Here is a 16,160-nt window from a genome sequence, read left to right as displayed (position 1 = left end):
CATCATGCGTCACATGAGTGCACTCACTGCATTGGGAATGGCGGCGGCCCTCGTCCTGGGAGCAGTGGTCGGGTGGCTTCTGCACGCCTCGAGAGCGGGCGAGCGGGCTGCACGCGCCGAGGCACAACTGTCCGCGTTGAAAGAGAACGAAAAATTGCTGCGCCAGTCGTTGACGGCGGTCAACGAGGATTCCGCCCGCCGTCATTCGGGAGCAATCGGCGACCAGGTGTCACGACTGGTGGGTCCGCTCCACGAAGCCGTAGGAGCGCTGGCACAACAGGTCGACCACGTCGAACGAGACCGTCTACGCGCCTACGCGGGGCTCACCCAGCAGGTCGAAGGGATGTACCGGACGTCCCAGGCACTGTCGTCGCAAACCGGTCAGCTCGTCACCGCACTTCGAGCCCCCCAGATTCGTGGCCGCTGGGGCGAGATTCAGCTCGAGCGTGTCGTAGAACTTGCAGGAATGGTGCGGCACTGCGATTTCGACACCCAGGTGAGCAAGGAAGGTGTGCGCCCCGACCTACTCGTGTACCTCGCCGGCGGTAAGCAGATCGTGGTCGACGCGAAGGTCCCGTTTGCCGCCTACCTCGACGCTGCCCAGGACGAGGACCCGGAATCCCGGGAACGACACCTTGCCCGACACGCCCGGCACCTTCGCACTCATGTCGACCAATTGGCAGACAAACAGTACTGGGAATCGTTCGACCCGACGCCCGAGTTCGTGGTCCTGTTCGTGCCGGGCGATCCGTTTCTCGATGCCGCGCTCACCGCAGACTCCGAACTGCTCGAACACGCGTTCGCACGGAACGTGATCCTGGCCACTCCGACCACTCTCATCGCGCTACTGCGCACCATCGCGCACACCTGGCGTCAGGAAGCACTCTCCGAGGATGCAGCCAAGATTCACCAGCTCGGACGCGAGTTGTACGGCCGACTCGGCACCGTCGGTGGTCATCTCGACAAATTGGGCAGCCAACTCGGTAAGGCCGTCGACTCGTTCAACTCCACTGTTGCCTCGATGGAGTCGCGTGTCACCGTCACAGCACGAAAATTGAACGATCTCGATCTGTACGAAGGGGAGATCTCCGAGGTCAGAGCTGTCGATTCATGGCCACGGCGCACCAATCTCGCCGATCTTTCCGCCTCGCCCGGTCACGCCAACGAGGCTAGTTAGCCAGATGCCGCTACTGTCGATGTGTGTCTGCAACCCAACGTGCTCGCTCCGGGGTGCCGCTCGACAAGCAGTCGATTGTCGCGTCGGCGCCCGGTCTTCCCTGGTGGGGCGTCGTATTGTTCGGCGCCGGTCTCACAACCCTCGGCTTCCTCATGGACGCTGCGCGAGGTTCGGAGCTCACCGCGGCCTTCTCCACCCTGTACTTCCTCGGTTGCGTCCTGGCCGGCGCGGCAGCCAGCAACCGTGCACTGTTCACCGCAATGGTTCAGCCTCCGCTGCTCCTGATCGTCGCGGTACCCATTGCGCAGAGCGTCGTCGGCCCCGGTATGGGGTCCGGAATCAAGAACGTGGCGTTCAACGTTGCTTATCCGCTGGTCGATCGATTCCCGGTGATGTTGGGTGCGACCGTGGTGGTCCTGGCCATCTGTGGAGCGCGCCTGTTCCTGCTGCAGCAACGCCGAAGCGGTCCCGCACGCGCGTCGGACAGACGCCGCGGATCACGGACGAACCGAGAGAGTGCAACACCGCGACGCGCGCGTCCGGAAGCCCGCAGAAGCGCCGAGCCGACCCCACGTTCGCAGACCACCCGAAACCGCGCGCCCAGACCACGGCAGCCGGTCGGCGATGCCGCGCCGCGCCGTGAGACCTCGATGGAACCGACGGCTGCCCGTCGTCGGCGGACGGGGCCCGCTGACGACACGCCTCGTCGCGCCGCGCCGCAGCGGCGCGATCCCTCCGCGTCCGGGCGCCGATACCCAGATCGTGGTGCCCCGATGCCACCACCGCCTCAGGCACGAGCGTCCCGTGAAGCACCCCAGACGGCGCGCCAACGCCCGAGAACTGCCGCCGACGTCCCTGCCCACCCGATTCCTCAGGTGCGCTACAGAGACCGGTACGAACCGCCGTTCGAGTCCGAACGTCCCTGAGATGTTCGGACTCGCAGACGGTCAGCTCGTGCGGGCCGCCCGCAATTCACGCGGCAGTGCGAAAACCAAGGTTTCGTTCGCGGTCGTCACCGACTGGACGTCGTGGAATCCGTACTCGGCCAGTAGGTCGATCACCCCGGTCACCAGAATCTCCGGAACCGACGCACCGGACGTGATCCCCACCGTCCGAACGCCCTCGAGCCAGGCGGGATCGACCTCTTTCGCGTAGTCGACCAGGTGAGAAGCGCGGGCTCCCGCACCCAGAGCCACCTCCACGAGACGGACGGAATTGGAGGAGTTGCGTGACCCGACCACGATGACCAAGTCACACTCGGGTGCCATCGCCTTGACCGCCACCTGACGGTTCTGCGTCGCGTAGCAGATGTCGTCGCTCGGCGGATCCTGCAGATCGGGGAAGCGTTCACGGAGGCGGGCTACCGTCTGCATGGTCTCGTCGACGCTGAGGGTGGTTTGCGAGAGCCAGATCACTTTGGACTCGTCGCGTACCTGTACCGCATCGACGGAATCGGGGCCGTCGACCAACTGCACGTGTTCGGGAGCCTCACCTGCCGTGCCCTCGACCTCCTCGTGCCCTTCGTGACCGATCAAAAGGATGTCGTAGTCGTCCCGGGCGAAGCGCTTCGCTTCCTGGTGCACCTTGGTGACGAGCGGACAGGTCGCGTCGATCGTGCGCAGCGAGCGGTGTGCCGCTGATTCGTGCACCATCGGCGATACGCCGTGGGCCGAGAACACCAGCAGCGCACCCTCGGGCACCTCGTCGGTCTCGTCGACGAAGACGACACCGCGGTCGCGCAGAGTCTCCACGACGTGCCGATTGTGAACGATTTCCTTGCGTACGTATATCGGGGCGCCGTGCTTGTCCAGGGCCTTCTCCACGGTTTCCACCGCCCGGTCGACGCCCGCGCAGTAACCACGCGGCTCGGCGAGCAGCACGCGCTTCGCCCCTTCCGGGCGCGCGGAACCCGCGTCTGCCGAACGTGTGATCCCAACATTGAGCGGAACAGCCGTAGACATGCCCCCAGGGTACGGGTCGTGCCCGGTCCGCAACACTTTCGCCGCTTGCGTCAACTGTCCGACACGGCTGTTCGACACGGCTGTGGGCCCGTCGGCTACCAAAATGCGGCCGATTCAGGCAGGCTGTGGGCATGATTCGTCCCCCGTTTGCGGCGCGCGTCGCCGCTGGACTCGCTGTTACTGCGGTCGAGGAAGCACGTCGCCTTCCGACTACAGCAACAACTTTGCCGATGACCGCGGTCAGTCAGGTCCTTCAGACGACCATGCACGTACAGCAGTCGATGACGGCGCTCGCCATCAAGGGCGACCAAGCGTTCGCGCTCCTGCACTGGACTCACGACGAAGAGCAGCCCGCGTGGGCATCGTTCGACGAGGATGATTCCGAACCTTCGACCACTGCCGAGACCGAGGCCGCTCGACCTGCTGCGCAGGGTCGCTTCGCGTTGTACTCGCTGGGCCCCGACGACAAGGCCCCGACGCCGACGCCGGAATCGAATGGCGCCAAGTCGTCCAAGCCGGCCGCATCGAAGTCGGCCGGGACGAAATCCACCAAGCACACGACGACGGCAAAGCCCCCAGCATCCAAGTCGGCAGCGAACCCCAAGAAGGTGAAGGAACCGGAGATCGCGACCTACCTCGACTACGGGACCCTCACCTTGGCCCAGTTGCGGGCACGCCTACGTAACCTCTCGGTGGACGACCTCACCACCCTTCTCGAATACGAGAACGCCACTCAGGGGCGCGCCCCGTTCGAGACGATGCTCACCAACCGGATCACCAGCGCCAAGGCCAAGTGACCAACGCCCAGTCTCGCTCGACAGGTTCAGGGGCCAGCACCGCAGAAGCGCCGTGGCCGGTTCGCACGGTGTCGATGAAGGTCGCGCAATGGATCGATCGGCTCGGCAGCGTCTGGGTGGAGGGTCAGCTGACCCAGATCAACGCTCGCCCTGGTACCCGCACCGCGTTTCTCGTCCTGCGTGACCCTTCCGCGGACATGTCGCTGACCGTGACGTGTTCGCCCCAGTTGTTGCAAAACTGCCCAGTGCCGCTCACCGAGGGCAGTCGCGTCGTGGTCTTCGGGAAACTGTCGTTCTACACCGGTCGCGGCAGTATCTCGTTGCGTGCCACCGAAATTCGCGCAGTGGGCGTAGGCGAACTCCTCGCTCGAATCGAACGGCTTCGGTCACTGCTGGCTGCAGAAGGCCTGTTCGACTCGCGTCTCAAACGCCCACTGCCGTTCCTACCGAGGACTGTCGGCCTCATCACCGGGCGAGCCAGTGCCGCCGAGAAGGATGTGTTGAGTGTTGCGCAACGTCGCTGGCCGGCCGTGCGATTCGAGGTGCACAACACCGCGGTCCAGGGCCCGACTGCGGTACCACAGATCCTCGAGGCGCTGAAGAAGCTCGATGCGGACCCCCGCGTCGACGTCATCATCCTCGCGCGGGGCGGCGGCAGCGTCGAGGATCTCCTCCCGTTCTCGGACGAAGCCCTGTGTCGTGCGATCGTCACCTGCCGTACCCCGGTCGTCAGCGCGATCGGCCACGAGCCGGACAGTCCGCTGTCCGACCACGTGGCGGACCTGCGTGCGGCGACGCCGACCGACGCGGCCAAACGTGTCGTGCCGGACGCGGTCGCGGAGCAGGCTCTGGTCACCGAGTTGCAGGCGCGCAGTGCCGCAGCTTTGCGCAGTTGGGTGCAGCGGGAGACTCATCTCGTGAGCCAGCTGCGGAGCCGCCCCGTACTCGCCTCACCCTGGCGCGGTATCGACGACCGCGCCGACGAGATCGACCAACTCCGCACCGCCGGACGACGGGACATCTCGCGCGCGATCACTGCGGAGAGCACCACCGTCGAACACTTGCGGGCCCGCCTGACCACCCTGGGACCCGCTGCCACCCTCGCCCGCGGTTACGCCGTCGTCCAGCGCATCCTCCCCGACGGGGATCCCGAAGTGCTGCGTTCGACCGACGACGCCCCGCCGGGTACACAGATCCGTGTACGAGTTGCCGACGGCGCCGTCCGCGCCGCGGTGATGGGAAAGGACAAGTAACCAGATGAGCGACGACCACGACACCCCTACGCCGGTGGCAGAGCTCGGATACGAGGCCGCGCGGGACGAACTGGTGGATGTGGTGAAGATCCTCGAACAGGGCGGACTCGACCTCGACGCGTCGCTGTCCCTGTGGGAGCGCGGCGAGGCATTGGCGAAGCGCTGCGAAGAGCATCTCGCCGGGGCGCGCACGCGTGTGGAAAAGGCGATCACACACTCGGATGAAGGCGACGAATAACCCTGTGAGTGGGTAGCGAGTCTCTGGACTCCACCCCCACTCACAGAGGCCACGGACTCGAGTGACTAAGCCTAGGGCTCGAGTGACTAGGCCTCGGGCTCGAGTGGCTGGGCCTCGCCCACCGCGGTTGCCAGCTTCTCGAATTCCTCTTCCGAACCGCTACCTGTGACGGCAATCCGGGTATCGGTGAAGTCGGAAACCCAGATCGCTTCGACACCCTCACCGCCGTAGACGACCCAGCTGTGGCCGCCGGCCTCCTCGGTACCCGTCGCAGTGCGTGGCTCGCCGGCGATGAAGGCCACCAGCGGTGTCTCGTCGGCGTTGGTCTGAGTCAGCTGAACATAGCGGCCGGCGGGGGTGATGAACCCGACCGTGCTCGCATCCCCGCCGTCCACGATGGCGCGACTGCCCGAGTTCGGTGTCCATTCTTCGGGTACACCCGGATTCCGAATCGGAAAGTCGAGTTCTTTCGCGTCGTAGTCCAGGGCCGCATCCAGATCGAATTCCGGGATCGGGCCGGCGGTCGGCCCACCGGGACTGAATGTGCACTGACTAGCGATTCCCGCGATGATCACGCAAAACAACACAAGCGGCGCGAGAGACCACACCATGTCGCGGTTGTTGTGCAGAATACGAGGTTTTTCAGAAGCCACACCCCCAGTATCCAGGTTGGGTGTCCCCACGCCGATTCTCGGTGCTGTGAAATGCGACCCAGCGGTAGGACGCGCGGCCGCCTTCTGGGACAATCGCCGAAGAATTCGACCAGAAACGGCCGATCAACCGTGATCGACCGTGACTTCATCAGGAGGCACCGCCCATGACGGCCAGCACGTCGAGTAGCCGCGAGATTCCCGACCGTAACCTCGCGCTCGAGTTGGTCAGAGTCACCGAGGCGGGAGCGATGGCCGCCGGCCGCTGGGTTGGGCGTGGCGACAAGGAAGGCGGCGACGGAGCGGCTGTCGACGCCATGCGCAAGCTCGTCCACAGCGTCTCGATGCGCGGTGTCGTCGTGATCGGTGAGGGCGAGAAGGACGAAGCCCCGATGCTGTTCAACGGCGAAGAGGTCGGCAACGGAGACGGGCCGGATTGCGACTTTGCGGTAGACCCCGTCGACGGCACCACCCTCATGTCGAAGGGCATGCCGAACGCCATCTCAGTGCTCGCTGTCGCCGAACGTGGTGCGATGTTCGATCCGTCGGCTGTGTTCTACATGGAGAAGATCGCCGTCGGACCGGAGGCCGCCGACGTCGTCGACATCACCGCTCCGGTGTCGGAGAACATCAAGCGTGTCGCCAAGGTCCGCAAAGCGTCCGTGTCGGACGTGACCGTGTGCATCCTGGATCGCCCACGACATGCTGAGATGATCCAGCAGGTCCGGGATACCGGTGCCCGCATCCGCCTGATCTCCGACGGCGACGTCGCGGGCGCGATCGCGGCGGCGCGCCCCGATTCGGGAACCGACATGCTGATCGGCATCGGCGGCACCCCCGAAGGCATCATCGCCGCAGCTGCGATGCGATGCATGGGCGGCGCTCTCCAGGGCCGACTCTCCCCCACCGACGACGCGGAACGCCAGAAGGCCATCGACGCCGGACACGATCTCGACCGCGTGCTGACCACCGAGGATCTCGTCTCCGGCGACAACGTCTTCTTCTGCGCCACCGGCGTCACGGACGGCGACCTGCTGCGTGGCGTTCGCTACTACGGCGGCGGCGCGTCGACCCAGTCGATCGTGATGCGTTCCAAGTCCGGCACCGTCCGCATGATCGACGCGTACCACCGTCTCGAAAAGCTGCGCGAGTACTCGTCCGTCGACTTCGACGGCGACGACCGCGCGATTCCGCCCAGCTTCTGACCGTCCCCGGGTGCCGGTCCGGCCACTCCGAACGCCGGACCGACACCCGGTAGGACCACATAGGGAGCCCGATTGGTGGCATCCTCGAATTCATGGGCGACGACAACGAGCAGCAGTACCGCATCGAGCACGACACGATGGGCGAGGTTCGGGTGCCCGTCGACGCATTGTGGCGTGCGCAAACACAGCGCGCCGTCGAGAACTTCCCGATCAGTGGACGGCCTCTCGAACGTACCCAGATTCGCGCGATGGGTCTGCTCAAGGCCGCCTGCGCCAGGGTGAACAAAGACCTCGGATTGCTGGAGGCCGCCAAGGCCGATGCGATCGTCGCGGCCGCCGACGAGATCGCCGACGGTCAGCACGACGACCAATTCCCCATCGACGTTTTTCAAACCGGTTCGGGTACCAGCTCCAACATGAACGCAAATGAGGTCATCGCCTCGATCGCGAAAGCCAACGGGGTCGAGGTGCACCCCAACGACGACGTCAACATGTCGCAGTCGTCGAACGACACGTTTCCCACCGCAACGCATGTCGCCGCCACGGAAGCCGCGGTCACCACGCTGATACCGGCCCTGGATCATCTCCGACTCGCCCTGTTGGACAGGTCGACCGAATGGCGCACCGTCATCAAGTCCGGGCGCACCCATCTCATGGACGCCGTGCCGGTCACCCTGGGACAGGAGTTCGGTGGGTACGCACGCCAGATCGAAGCCGGCATCGACCGCGTGGTAGCCGTCTTGCCTCGGCTCGGTGAACTCCCCATCGGTGGCACGGCCGTGGGCACCGGTTTGAATGCCCCGGACGGATTCGGGCCGAAAGTGGTCGCCGCGCTCGTCGAATCGACAGGAATCGACGCGCTCGTTTCCGCTACCGACAGCTTCGAGGCGCAAGCCGCCCGTGACGGCCTGGTGGAAGCATCAGGCGCGTTGCGCACCATCGCCGTGTCCCTGACCAAGATCGCCAACGACATTCGGTGGATGGGATCAGGTCCACTGACCGGCCTGGGCGAAATCCAGCTCCCGGACCTGCAGCCCGGATCGTCGATCATGCCGGGGAAGGTCAACCCGGTTCTGCCGGAGGCCGTCACCCAGGTCGCCGCGCAGGTGGTAGGCAACGATGCCGCGGTGGCCTGGGGCGGTGCCGGTGGCGCCTTCGAACTCAACGTCTACATCCCGATGATGGCACGCAACATCCTCGAATCGTTCACCCTCCTCGCGAACGTCTCCCGCCTGTTCGCGGACCGATGCGTCTCCGGGTTGGTCGCCAACGAAGAGCATTTGAGAGAGCTCGCGCAGTCGTCCCCCTCCATCGTGACGCCGTTGAACTCGGCAATTGGCTACGAAGAGGCAGCAGCTGTCGCCAAGGAAGCATTGAAAGAGAAGAAGACCATCCGGCAGACCGTCGTCGATCGTGGTCTGGTCGGCGACACACTCAGCGAGGAAGAACTCGACCAACGCCTGGACGTGCTGGCCATGGCGAAGGTGAAGAAGGACTGACCCGATCTGATCCGGCCTGCTCCGAGCCGCTGCGGCTCGGAGCAGGGCGCGTTCAGATCAGTGCGGCGAGCTTCTGACGTGCCTTCTCTGCGTCTGCGCCCAGCCCGGTCCGCTCGGCGATCTTCCATTCACGCAGCAGAGGCGCGAACACGTCCTCGTTCTGCCGTGCCGGATCGTAGATTCCGGCCTCGGCGAGGCGGGACGTGCTGTCCGACCCGTCCCGCAACTCCACCCGTGGCACCTCGAACGCGTCGACGGCGGACGCCACCGCAAGCACGGTCTGATCGGGTGCGATGTCGAGTGCCGCCGCAACGAGGTTGCTGAAGAACGTGGCCTGGAGTTCGTCGTCCTGCGCGATGCGCTCGGTGATCGCTGCCACCATCGGGTCCGACCCGAGTCGCGCAGTGTTGCGGTGACGCACGGCAGCAGCAGCCTCCTCGAACGCCGAGTGAGCCAGCATCTCCGCCAGGTGCATCGACGGCAGATCGAAACCGCGAACCATATGGTCCATCCGGTCGCGCTCGAGCGCGACCGGATCGACGGCGCGCGTCAGAACGAGATAGTTCCGCAGCACGATCGACTGACGATTCTCCTCGGCAGTCCAGCGACCGACCCACGTCCACCACGGGCCGCTCAAACCGAAGGCATGTGCCAGTTCACGGTGATGGCTCGGCATATTGTCCGCAATCAGAACACTCACCGTGAGCGCCGAAGCCTCGACATCACTGAGCTGCGATTGCTCCGAGGACCAGTCTTCGCCACCCATGAATGCGAAGTTGCGGCCGCGCTCCCACGGCACGAAGTCGTGTGGCTGCCAACCGTCGGCGGCGGCGATGTGTCGCTCGAGGTTCTCCTGCGCTGCAGGTTCGAGCTTCTTCAGGAACTGCACATCGTCGAACTCGAGCTGGGAATCGTGGATGTCGGTCGGCATCCGAATACCGTAGCCGTCCGAGGCGACCAGTGCGAGACCCAGGTCTCACCCGGGTCGAACCTGAAACAAAACTTCCAGGTCAGCGGGCAGTTCCCGCTAAGCTGAATCTGCCGGGGGCGACGGCGTCTCGACCGAGGCTCAGGAGCTATCGATGTACAGACTCGGCAAACTGCGTATGCTTCCCTGTGCACTCGCTCTGACCGGCGCACTGGCGACCGGCTGCGTCGACGGTGATGCAGTATCCGACAGCGACTCGGTGTCCGACAGCAGTACGGCACCCGGCGGCGTCTCGGCGCCGACAGACCCGGCCGCCGTCGCCGGCGCCGACATTCCATCCGGACAGATCGACGACGCCGTGGCAGAGCTCGACGGACTGATCGACACACTCATGACCGATTCCGGAGTTCCCGCGATGGCTGTTGCCGTTGTGCACGACGGAACGACCGTTTACGCAAAGGGGTTCGGCGTCCGGGAGACAGGTACCGACGAGGAGGTCGATGCCGACACCGTCTTCCAGATCGCGTCCGTCTCGAAGTCTTTGGGGGCCACGGTCGTCGCACACGAGGTCGGTGAGGGAACCGTCGAGTGGGACACTCCGGTCGCCGAGCACCTGCCGTGGTTCGAGTTGAACGATCCTTGGGTGAGCGATCACGTCACCGTCGGTGATCTGTACGCGCACCGGTCAGGTCTGCCGGATCATGCAGGCGACCGACTCGAAGACTTGGGCTACAACCGGGAGCAGGTCCTCGAGCGGTTGAGGATGCTGCCCCTCGGTCCGTTCCGGAGCACTTACGAGTACACGAACTTCGGTCTCACGGCCGCCGCGGAGTCGGTTGCCGCGGCCGCGGGCACCGATTGGGCAACACTGTCCCAGGACGCCCTCTACGGCCCCCTGGGCATGACCTCCACCAGTTCCCGGTACGCAGATTTCGCCGCCGCGCCCAACCATGCAGTGGGACACCAGTTGATCGACGGCAAGTACATCCACGACGCCGTTCGTGCGCCCGACGCCCAATCTCCCGCGGCAGGTGCCAGTTCATCCGTCGTCGACATGGCGAAATGGCTGACCATGCTGCTCGGCGACGGCACATTCGAAGGTCGGACCATCGTCGACAGCGATGCATTGCTACCCGCGGTCACGTCTCGAATCGTGTCCAGTCCGTCACGTTCGCCCGAATCTCGCGCCGGCACTTACGGGTACGGTTTCAATGTTTCCAACAGTGCAGCCGGGCGCACCGTGATCAGCCACTCCGGCGGCTTCCTTCTCGGTGCCGCATCCAATTTTGTCGCCATTCCGTCCGCCGATGTTGCAATAGTTGCACTTACCAACGGCAGCCCCATCGGCCTACCCGAAACCCTCACGGCACAGTTCGCCGATCTCGTTCAGTTCGGCGAGGTCCGCGAGGACTGGAGGCAACTGTACGAGAATGCTTTCGCTGCGATGAACGAGCCCGAAGGCGAGCTGGTCGGGCAGCAACCCCCCGATTCTCCGGCGCCCCCGGAACCGCTCGCGTCGTATGTGGGAACCTACGCGAACCCGTACTGGGGAGCAGCACGCGTGGAGGTAGCGGACAGCCGGCTGGCTCTGGTGTTGGGCCCCGATGCCGAGCGGCGCAGCCTCACTCACTGGGATGCCAACACGTTCACGTTCGCCGTGTCGAATGAGAATGCTGCACCGGGAACAATCTCGAAAGCCACGTTCACCGACGATGCCGTGACGCTCGAATACTACGATGAAGACGGCCTCGGCCGATTCGACCGAGGGTGACGCCGACACGAGCGGCAACCCCTTCCCGCCCCCCAACAACCAATGTCACACGCGTTCAGTTGAACTGAACGCGTGTGACATTGGCCGGGGAATGGGGCAATCAAGCTGTCGGACCGAACTCCTCCAGCATTTCCGTCACGAGTTCCGCAATAGGCGAGCGTTCACTGCGCGTCAACGTGATGTGTGCGAAAAGTGGGTGCCCCTTCAACTTTTCGATGACTGCAGCGACGCCGTCGTGTCGCCCCACTCGCAGATTGTCGCGCTGCGCGACATCGTGCGTGAGCACGACCCGCGAGCCCGTACCGAGCCGAGACAGCACCGTCAACAGGACGTTTCGCTCCAGCGATTGCGCCTCGTCGACGATGACGAACGAATCGTGCAGCGAACGCCCGCGAATATGCGTGAGCGGCAATACCTCCAGCATTCCGCGGCTGATCACCTCATCCATCACCTCGGGACTCGCCAAACCGTCGAGCGTGTCGAATACGGCCTGTGCCCAAGGCCCCATCTTCTCGCTCTCACTACCCGGTAGGTAGCCGAGTTCCTGACCACCCACCGCATACAGCGGACGGAAGACGACCACCTTGCGCTGCGTTCGCCGTTCCAGCACCGCCTCGAGGCCTGCGGTCAACGCGAGCGCCGACTTTCCGGTACCGGCCTTGCCACCCAACGAGACGATGCCCACGCTGTCGTCGAGCAGCAGGTCGAGAGCGATACGCTGTTCTGCGGAACGCCCGTGCAGGCCGAATGCCTCCCGCTCACCGCGCACCAACTGCACCCGCTTGTCGGCCGTCACACGCCCCAACGCGCTCGACGTCCCGCTGAGCAGCCGAACACCGGTGTTACACGGTAGATCCCGTGCATCATCGACATCCACCGACCCGTCGCGAAACAGGTCGTCGATGTCGCCTGGGGCCACATCCAGCTCGGACATACCGGTCCAGCCCGACGGGACCACGTCGTGCGCATGATATTCGTCGGCTGGAAGGCCGACCGCGCCTGCCTTCACGCGCAGTGGAATATCCTTGCTCACCAGGACGACATCGGCGCCCTCTGCTGCAAAGTTCAACGCACACGCAAGAATCCGCGAATCGTTGCTGTCGGTGCGAAACCCGATCGGCAACACCGAAGGATCGGTGTGATTGAGCTCGACCTGCAGGGTTCCGTTCTCGGTACCGATCGGTACGCTCTGGTCGAGTCGGCCGTGCTCGAGGCGCAGATCGTCGAGCATCCGAAGCGCTTCACGGGCGAACCACCCGAGTTCGTGATGGTTCCGTTTCCCCTCGAGTTCACTGATGACCACCAATGGCAGCACCACACGATGCTCGGCAAAGCGAGTGACAGCCCAGGGGTCGGACAGCAATACGGACGTGTCGAGTACGTAGGTCCGGACTCCAGAACCCCCAGCTTCCGTAGAGGCAGACGCCGAGCGTCCGGTGCGGGATGAGACGGAGCGTGTAGCAGTCACGTGAGGCTCCTAGGACGCTGCGGCACCCGCGGCGACTTCGGTTCGCTGGACCGGTCCGTACCTGGTGTCAGCTGACACGAGGGCCGGGTGCCGGCCCCCTCGCACTGAGTTCGTCAGTCACGATCAGGACCTCCCGTACAAGCAACTTCCTCGCTGCTCGTTACTGCCGACGGTACTGCGGTCCGTTCCCTCGGGTCGCCCCTGCGATGGGCGTGTCGGTGAACAACAGGGAAACACCCCGTGCGCGACCAAAGAGTCCAGAGACTCCTCAACCACTCACAGGGGCGAGGGCTGCGCGAACCCGGCGTTCGAGATGATCTGCCATCACCTCGCGTGTTGCCGACCGAAGGCGCATCAGGTGATCGGTGTAGTGCAGGTACCGCCCGTCGTCGGCGATATCGAGCCAGGTGAGGGAATCGAGGATGCTGTCGCGGGCACCTTCCCACCGGCCGTGAATGCAGATGTACCCGGCAGCTGTCCGCCGGGCCACGATCTTCTTGAACAGGTCGGCACCGGAAGACACGGCGCTCTGCAGAACTCCCACGGAGCCCGCCCCCGGACGTAGATCGTCGGGGTGCGCGTCGACGGAGCGGTTCCGGCCCGCAGTTCCGGCGGGGATTCCGCGCAGGAGTGCGCCGACGAATTGCCCGATGTCGGGTGCGCGAGCACCGACCTGAACCTGGAGATACAGGTCGCCCGTTTCGGTGGTGCCGGACAGCTGCTCGGCGACGACCGCATACCGTCCGCGAATGGCACCGCGCACCAACAGTGGTTCCGAGCCCTCGGTGAACACGCTCACCGACACGTCGGGATGACGGAGAACCGCGATCGCCTCCCGCAACCGCGAATCCGCTTGCCCGGCGCTCCACTGCTCGAGTTTCCGATGCTCGACGAACAGTTCGTTCTCGGATCTGGCCGCGGTCCGATGCTCGAACGGGTGCGGCATGGTGTCGAGGTTCGTCGCCTCCCACAGGTGCATGAACTGGGCGGAGGTGATCCGCTCGATCACTCGCCGATGACCGGCGGCGCAACCGGTGCGATATCACCGATCAACTCGTTGCCGTTTTCGACGTTGACCAGATAGTCGGGGGTCTTGTGTTCGGTGTCGCCATCCTGACCGCCCCCTGCGCCGCGGCCCATCGGCATACCCATCATCGGGGCGCGCCCGGCACCTGGCCTGGCCGCAGCTCCGCTCGCTGCACTACCCGTCGACGCCGCAGAACCTGCTACACCAGCGGGCGGAGCTGGAGGTGAGAAGATGGCGCGACCGCTGGGGCTTCCCGCCGCGAACCCTCCGCCACCGAAGCCGCCGGCACCTGCTCCGCCGCCGACTCCCGATCCACCACTCAGGCCGCTCGCCGCACCGGGAAGGGCGCCTCCCACCGATGATGGGGTGCCGACGCCGAGACCTGACGGCATTGCGCTTGCAGCAGTGGTTGCCGAGGGTGTGTCAGCCCCGAGGGGAGACTCAGCGGGCATGCCAGCAGCCGTTTCCTGACCTGTACCTTCCGGCGTCCCAGTTGCACCCGCTGCGGGGGCACCTGCAGCGTTCGCTTCGGGTTCGCCGACACCTGGTGCGCCTGCCCCGGAAGCGGAGGGCGCGCCGCCACTCCCCCAGCCCGCGCCGGAGCCGCTTCCTGATCCGTCGACACCGGCAATCTCGGGTGGCGGCATGATCGAGGGAACGTTGGTACCGGAATCGACGAAGGTCGGTTTGTAAGTGGTTTCGAGAATCCGTGCCGCCTCGAGCCGGTCCTGCTCGCGCTGCGCTCTCTGGGCGGCCGCGTCGGTACCGCTCATCAGGAGAATCGGCACCGCCTGAAGATCCGACAGTAGGCTTTCGACCTGCGGCTTCACATCGCCAGCGGCGCTGCTGGCCTGCCGCATCTTCAAGCCGATGGCCTGAAAGGACGCGTGCGTATCACTCACCGGCGTCGACAACAGTTCGACCGCAGCATTCGCGGCATCGGCAGCATCGCCCGTCCACTGCTGGCCGCCGGTAACGTTCTTCAACGTCAACAGAGGCCAGGCAAGACCGAACTCGGAGGCGATATCGATGTAGCTGTCGCCGAGCGCTGTGATCCCCTGCGCGTTGAGTCCACTGACGTTGCCCAGCATCTCGTCGCGGCTCATACCCGCAAACACATCGGGATCCGTAACATAGGGGGCATCCCGTTCCTGTCCGATGAACTCACCGAGCTGGTCGATCTTGGTGCCCAGGCTGATGCGTTCGATCCCCGCCGCGCCACCGACCGGGGCTGCGTGGAAATCGAGAAAGGCATCGTTGTCCCCCATGGTCATTCCCCTCCTGGTAGATACCGCGCCATGATGCTCGCAGTTTCTTCGATCCCGTCACACCACTGCGAACGCGGCACTGGATCGGAGCTGGTGCGTTGAATGAGCCGCGAGACAATCAGAATCCCGTAGCCAGCTTCAATGCTGACAGCACAACCGATCGTGTCGTTAGGGTCCTCTTCGAGCAGCGCCCGCCGACCATTGATCTCGATCGGCGTGGAATAGGCCTTCGTCTTCTCGCGTTCCTCCGCGAAGGTGATGTTTCCGGAGAGCACATTCAACCCATACCCCCGTTCCGGGGTGTTGTACGAGCATGAGAGGAACGTGTACCCGCCCATGGGGTACTCGTCCGGAACCTCTGTCTCCGGGTCATAGCCCGCCTCGATTAGCGCGTCATCCGGAATATCCAAACATGGATCGAACGCCACCTGCGGTCTCCCAGAGTCGTCCACGGCTCGCGGCACCCGTGTCGTCGATGTCGCGGACCCCGATGTCGACGTGTCTGCGGATTCAGCAGCACCTTCATCAGTTGCACACCCTGCGAGAACAGTCGTCACCGCCAACAATGCCGCTGTTGCGCTTCGCCGAAGAATCATGCGTCCACCCCCGATTGAAATGCTGCCATCGCCTTGGCGAACTTTCCGTCCGTGTCCGCGAACGCGGCTCCGCCGGAAGCGAATGCCTCGCGCATCGTCAGAATGACGGTCTCGTACTCGCGCAGTCGCTGCACGACGGTTTCTGCCTTCGCGCCGTAACCGGCCGCTAATTGCTGACCGATCTGGAATCCGCCAAATACATCGACTTTCCGAAGCCGGTCCGCCTTCTGGATCGACTTGTCGATCATCTCCAGCATTTCGTCGCAAGCGCTCACGCACTGGTCGATGGCCTCTGGCTCGAGGTATAGCGCCATGGTTCCCT

General features: G+C 64.7%; 16 protein-coding genes. 8 read left to right on the top strand and 8 right to left on the bottom strand.

All coding sequences use genetic code 11. The features are described from left to right. The first annotated feature begins 13 nt into the window (after positions 1-13). Together ACZI8Q_RS05640 and ACZI8Q_RS05635 are read left to right on the top strand one after the other, a co-directional pair. Positions 14-1,177, top strand: coding sequence for a DNA recombination protein RmuC (locus ACZI8Q_RS05640; protein ID WP_463372522.1), 1,164 nt, complete (start codon positions 14-16; stop codon positions 1,175-1,177). Between the two features lie 23 nt (positions 1,178-1,200). Continuing rightward, positions 1,201-2,103 (top strand): DUF6542 domain-containing protein, encoded by a 903-nt coding sequence (locus ACZI8Q_RS05635; RefSeq protein ID WP_463372521.1) that lies wholly within the window; start codon positions 1,201-1,203, stop codon positions 2,101-2,103. A 21-nt stretch (positions 2,104-2,124) separates the two neighbouring features. Here ACZI8Q_RS05635 and ACZI8Q_RS05630 read toward each other — a convergent pair whose 3' ends face one another. Next, a complete protein-coding gene (locus ACZI8Q_RS05630) occupies positions 2,125-3,138 on the bottom strand; it encodes a 4-hydroxy-3-methylbut-2-enyl diphosphate reductase (protein WP_463372520.1) in 1,014 nt (337 codons plus the stop codon). A gap of 131 nt (positions 3,139-3,269) precedes the next feature. Here ACZI8Q_RS05630 and ACZI8Q_RS05625 point away from each other — a divergent pair, with 131 nt between their 5' ends. Genes ACZI8Q_RS05625 through ACZI8Q_RS05615 form a run of 3 tightly spaced genes read left to right on the top strand, consistent with a single transcriptional unit; the run spans position 3,270 to position 5,426 of the window. After that, positions 3,270-3,935 carry a lipid droplet-associated protein gene (locus ACZI8Q_RS05625; protein WP_463372519.1) on the top strand — a complete coding sequence of 222 codons (666 nt, stop codon included), beginning with the start codon at positions 3,270-3,272 and terminating at the stop codon, positions 3,933-3,935. Next, positions 3,932-5,188 carry an exodeoxyribonuclease VII large subunit gene (xseA, locus tag ACZI8Q_RS05620; RefSeq protein WP_463372518.1) on the top strand — a complete coding sequence of 419 codons (1,257 nt, stop codon included), beginning with the start codon at positions 3,932-3,934 and terminating at the stop codon, positions 5,186-5,188. Before ACZI8Q_RS05625 ends, xseA begins: the two co-directional genes overlap by 4 nt. A gap of 4 nt (positions 5,189-5,192) precedes the next feature. After that, positions 5,193-5,426, top strand: coding sequence for an exodeoxyribonuclease VII small subunit (locus ACZI8Q_RS05615; protein WP_463372517.1), 234 nt, complete (start codon positions 5,193-5,195; stop codon positions 5,424-5,426). A gap of 86 nt (positions 5,427-5,512) precedes the next feature. Here the strand turns inward: ACZI8Q_RS05615 and ACZI8Q_RS05610 are convergent, their stop codons facing one another. Next, positions 5,513-6,079: a DUF4245 domain-containing protein gene (locus ACZI8Q_RS05610; protein WP_463372516.1), complete on the bottom strand. Its 567-nt coding sequence runs from the start codon at positions 6,077-6,079 to the stop codon at positions 5,513-5,515. Positions 6,080-6,243: 164 nt separating this feature from the next. Here ACZI8Q_RS05610 and glpX point away from each other — a divergent pair, with 164 nt between their 5' ends. Together glpX and ACZI8Q_RS05600 are read left to right on the top strand one after the other, a co-directional pair. Beyond that, complete coding sequence (glpX, locus tag ACZI8Q_RS05605; protein ID WP_463372515.1) at positions 6,244-7,281, top strand: class II fructose-bisphosphatase; 1,038 nt, start codon at positions 6,244-6,246, stop codon at positions 7,279-7,281. A 92-nt stretch (positions 7,282-7,373) separates the two neighbouring features. After that, positions 7,374-8,780 (top strand): class II fumarate hydratase, encoded by a 1,407-nt coding sequence (locus ACZI8Q_RS05600; RefSeq protein ID WP_463372514.1) that lies wholly within the window; start codon positions 7,374-7,376, stop codon positions 8,778-8,780. A gap of 52 nt (positions 8,781-8,832) precedes the next feature. On the opposite strand, the gene ACZI8Q_RS05595 is transcribed toward ACZI8Q_RS05600, so the two are convergent. Beyond that, complete coding sequence (locus ACZI8Q_RS05595; RefSeq protein ID WP_463372513.1) at positions 8,833-9,711, bottom strand: acyl-ACP desaturase; 879 nt, start codon at positions 9,709-9,711, stop codon at positions 8,833-8,835. 151 nt (positions 9,712-9,862) lie between these two features. Between ACZI8Q_RS05595 and ACZI8Q_RS05590 the strand changes: the two genes are divergently transcribed. Then, entirely contained in the window at positions 9,863-11,479 is a 1,617-nt protein-coding gene (locus tag ACZI8Q_RS05590) for a serine hydrolase (protein WP_463372512.1), read from the top strand. Between the two features lie 100 nt (positions 11,480-11,579). Here the strand turns inward: ACZI8Q_RS05590 and ACZI8Q_RS05585 are convergent, their stop codons facing one another. The 5 genes from ACZI8Q_RS05585 to ACZI8Q_RS05565 all read right to left on the bottom strand — a co-directional run bounded on the left by ACZI8Q_RS05585 (position 11,580) and on the right by ACZI8Q_RS05565 (position 16,152). After that, positions 11,580-12,947 (bottom strand): PhoH family protein, encoded by a 1,368-nt coding sequence (locus ACZI8Q_RS05585; protein ID WP_463372511.1) that lies wholly within the window; start codon positions 12,945-12,947, stop codon positions 11,580-11,582. A 268-nt stretch (positions 12,948-13,215) separates the two neighbouring features. Continuing rightward, the gene (locus ACZI8Q_RS05580) at positions 13,216-13,956 is read right to left on the bottom strand and encodes an ESX secretion-associated protein EspG (protein WP_463372510.1); all 741 of its coding nucleotides are present in this window, start codon (positions 13,954-13,956) and stop codon (positions 13,216-13,218) included. Continuing rightward, positions 13,953-15,248, bottom strand: coding sequence for a hypothetical protein (locus ACZI8Q_RS05575; protein ID WP_463372509.1), 1,296 nt, complete (start codon positions 15,246-15,248; stop codon positions 13,953-13,955). Before ACZI8Q_RS05575 ends, ACZI8Q_RS05580 begins: the two co-directional genes overlap by 4 nt. Next, the gene (locus ACZI8Q_RS05570; RefSeq protein ID WP_463372508.1) at positions 15,245-15,838 is read right to left on the bottom strand and encodes a DUF3558 domain-containing protein; all 594 of its coding nucleotides are present in this window, start codon (positions 15,836-15,838) and stop codon (positions 15,245-15,247) included. Before ACZI8Q_RS05570 ends, ACZI8Q_RS05575 begins: the two co-directional genes overlap by 4 nt. Beyond that, positions 15,835-16,152 carry a hypothetical protein gene (locus ACZI8Q_RS05565; RefSeq protein ID WP_463372507.1) on the bottom strand — a complete coding sequence of 106 codons (318 nt, stop codon included), beginning with the start codon at positions 16,150-16,152 and terminating at the stop codon, positions 15,835-15,837. Before ACZI8Q_RS05565 ends, ACZI8Q_RS05570 begins: the two co-directional genes overlap by 4 nt. Positions 16,153-16,160 lie beyond the last annotated feature (8 nt).

The sequence above is a fragment of the Rhodococcus quanlei genome (assembly GCF_055231015.1).
This window is presented reverse-complemented; position numbering and strand designations above follow the sequence as displayed.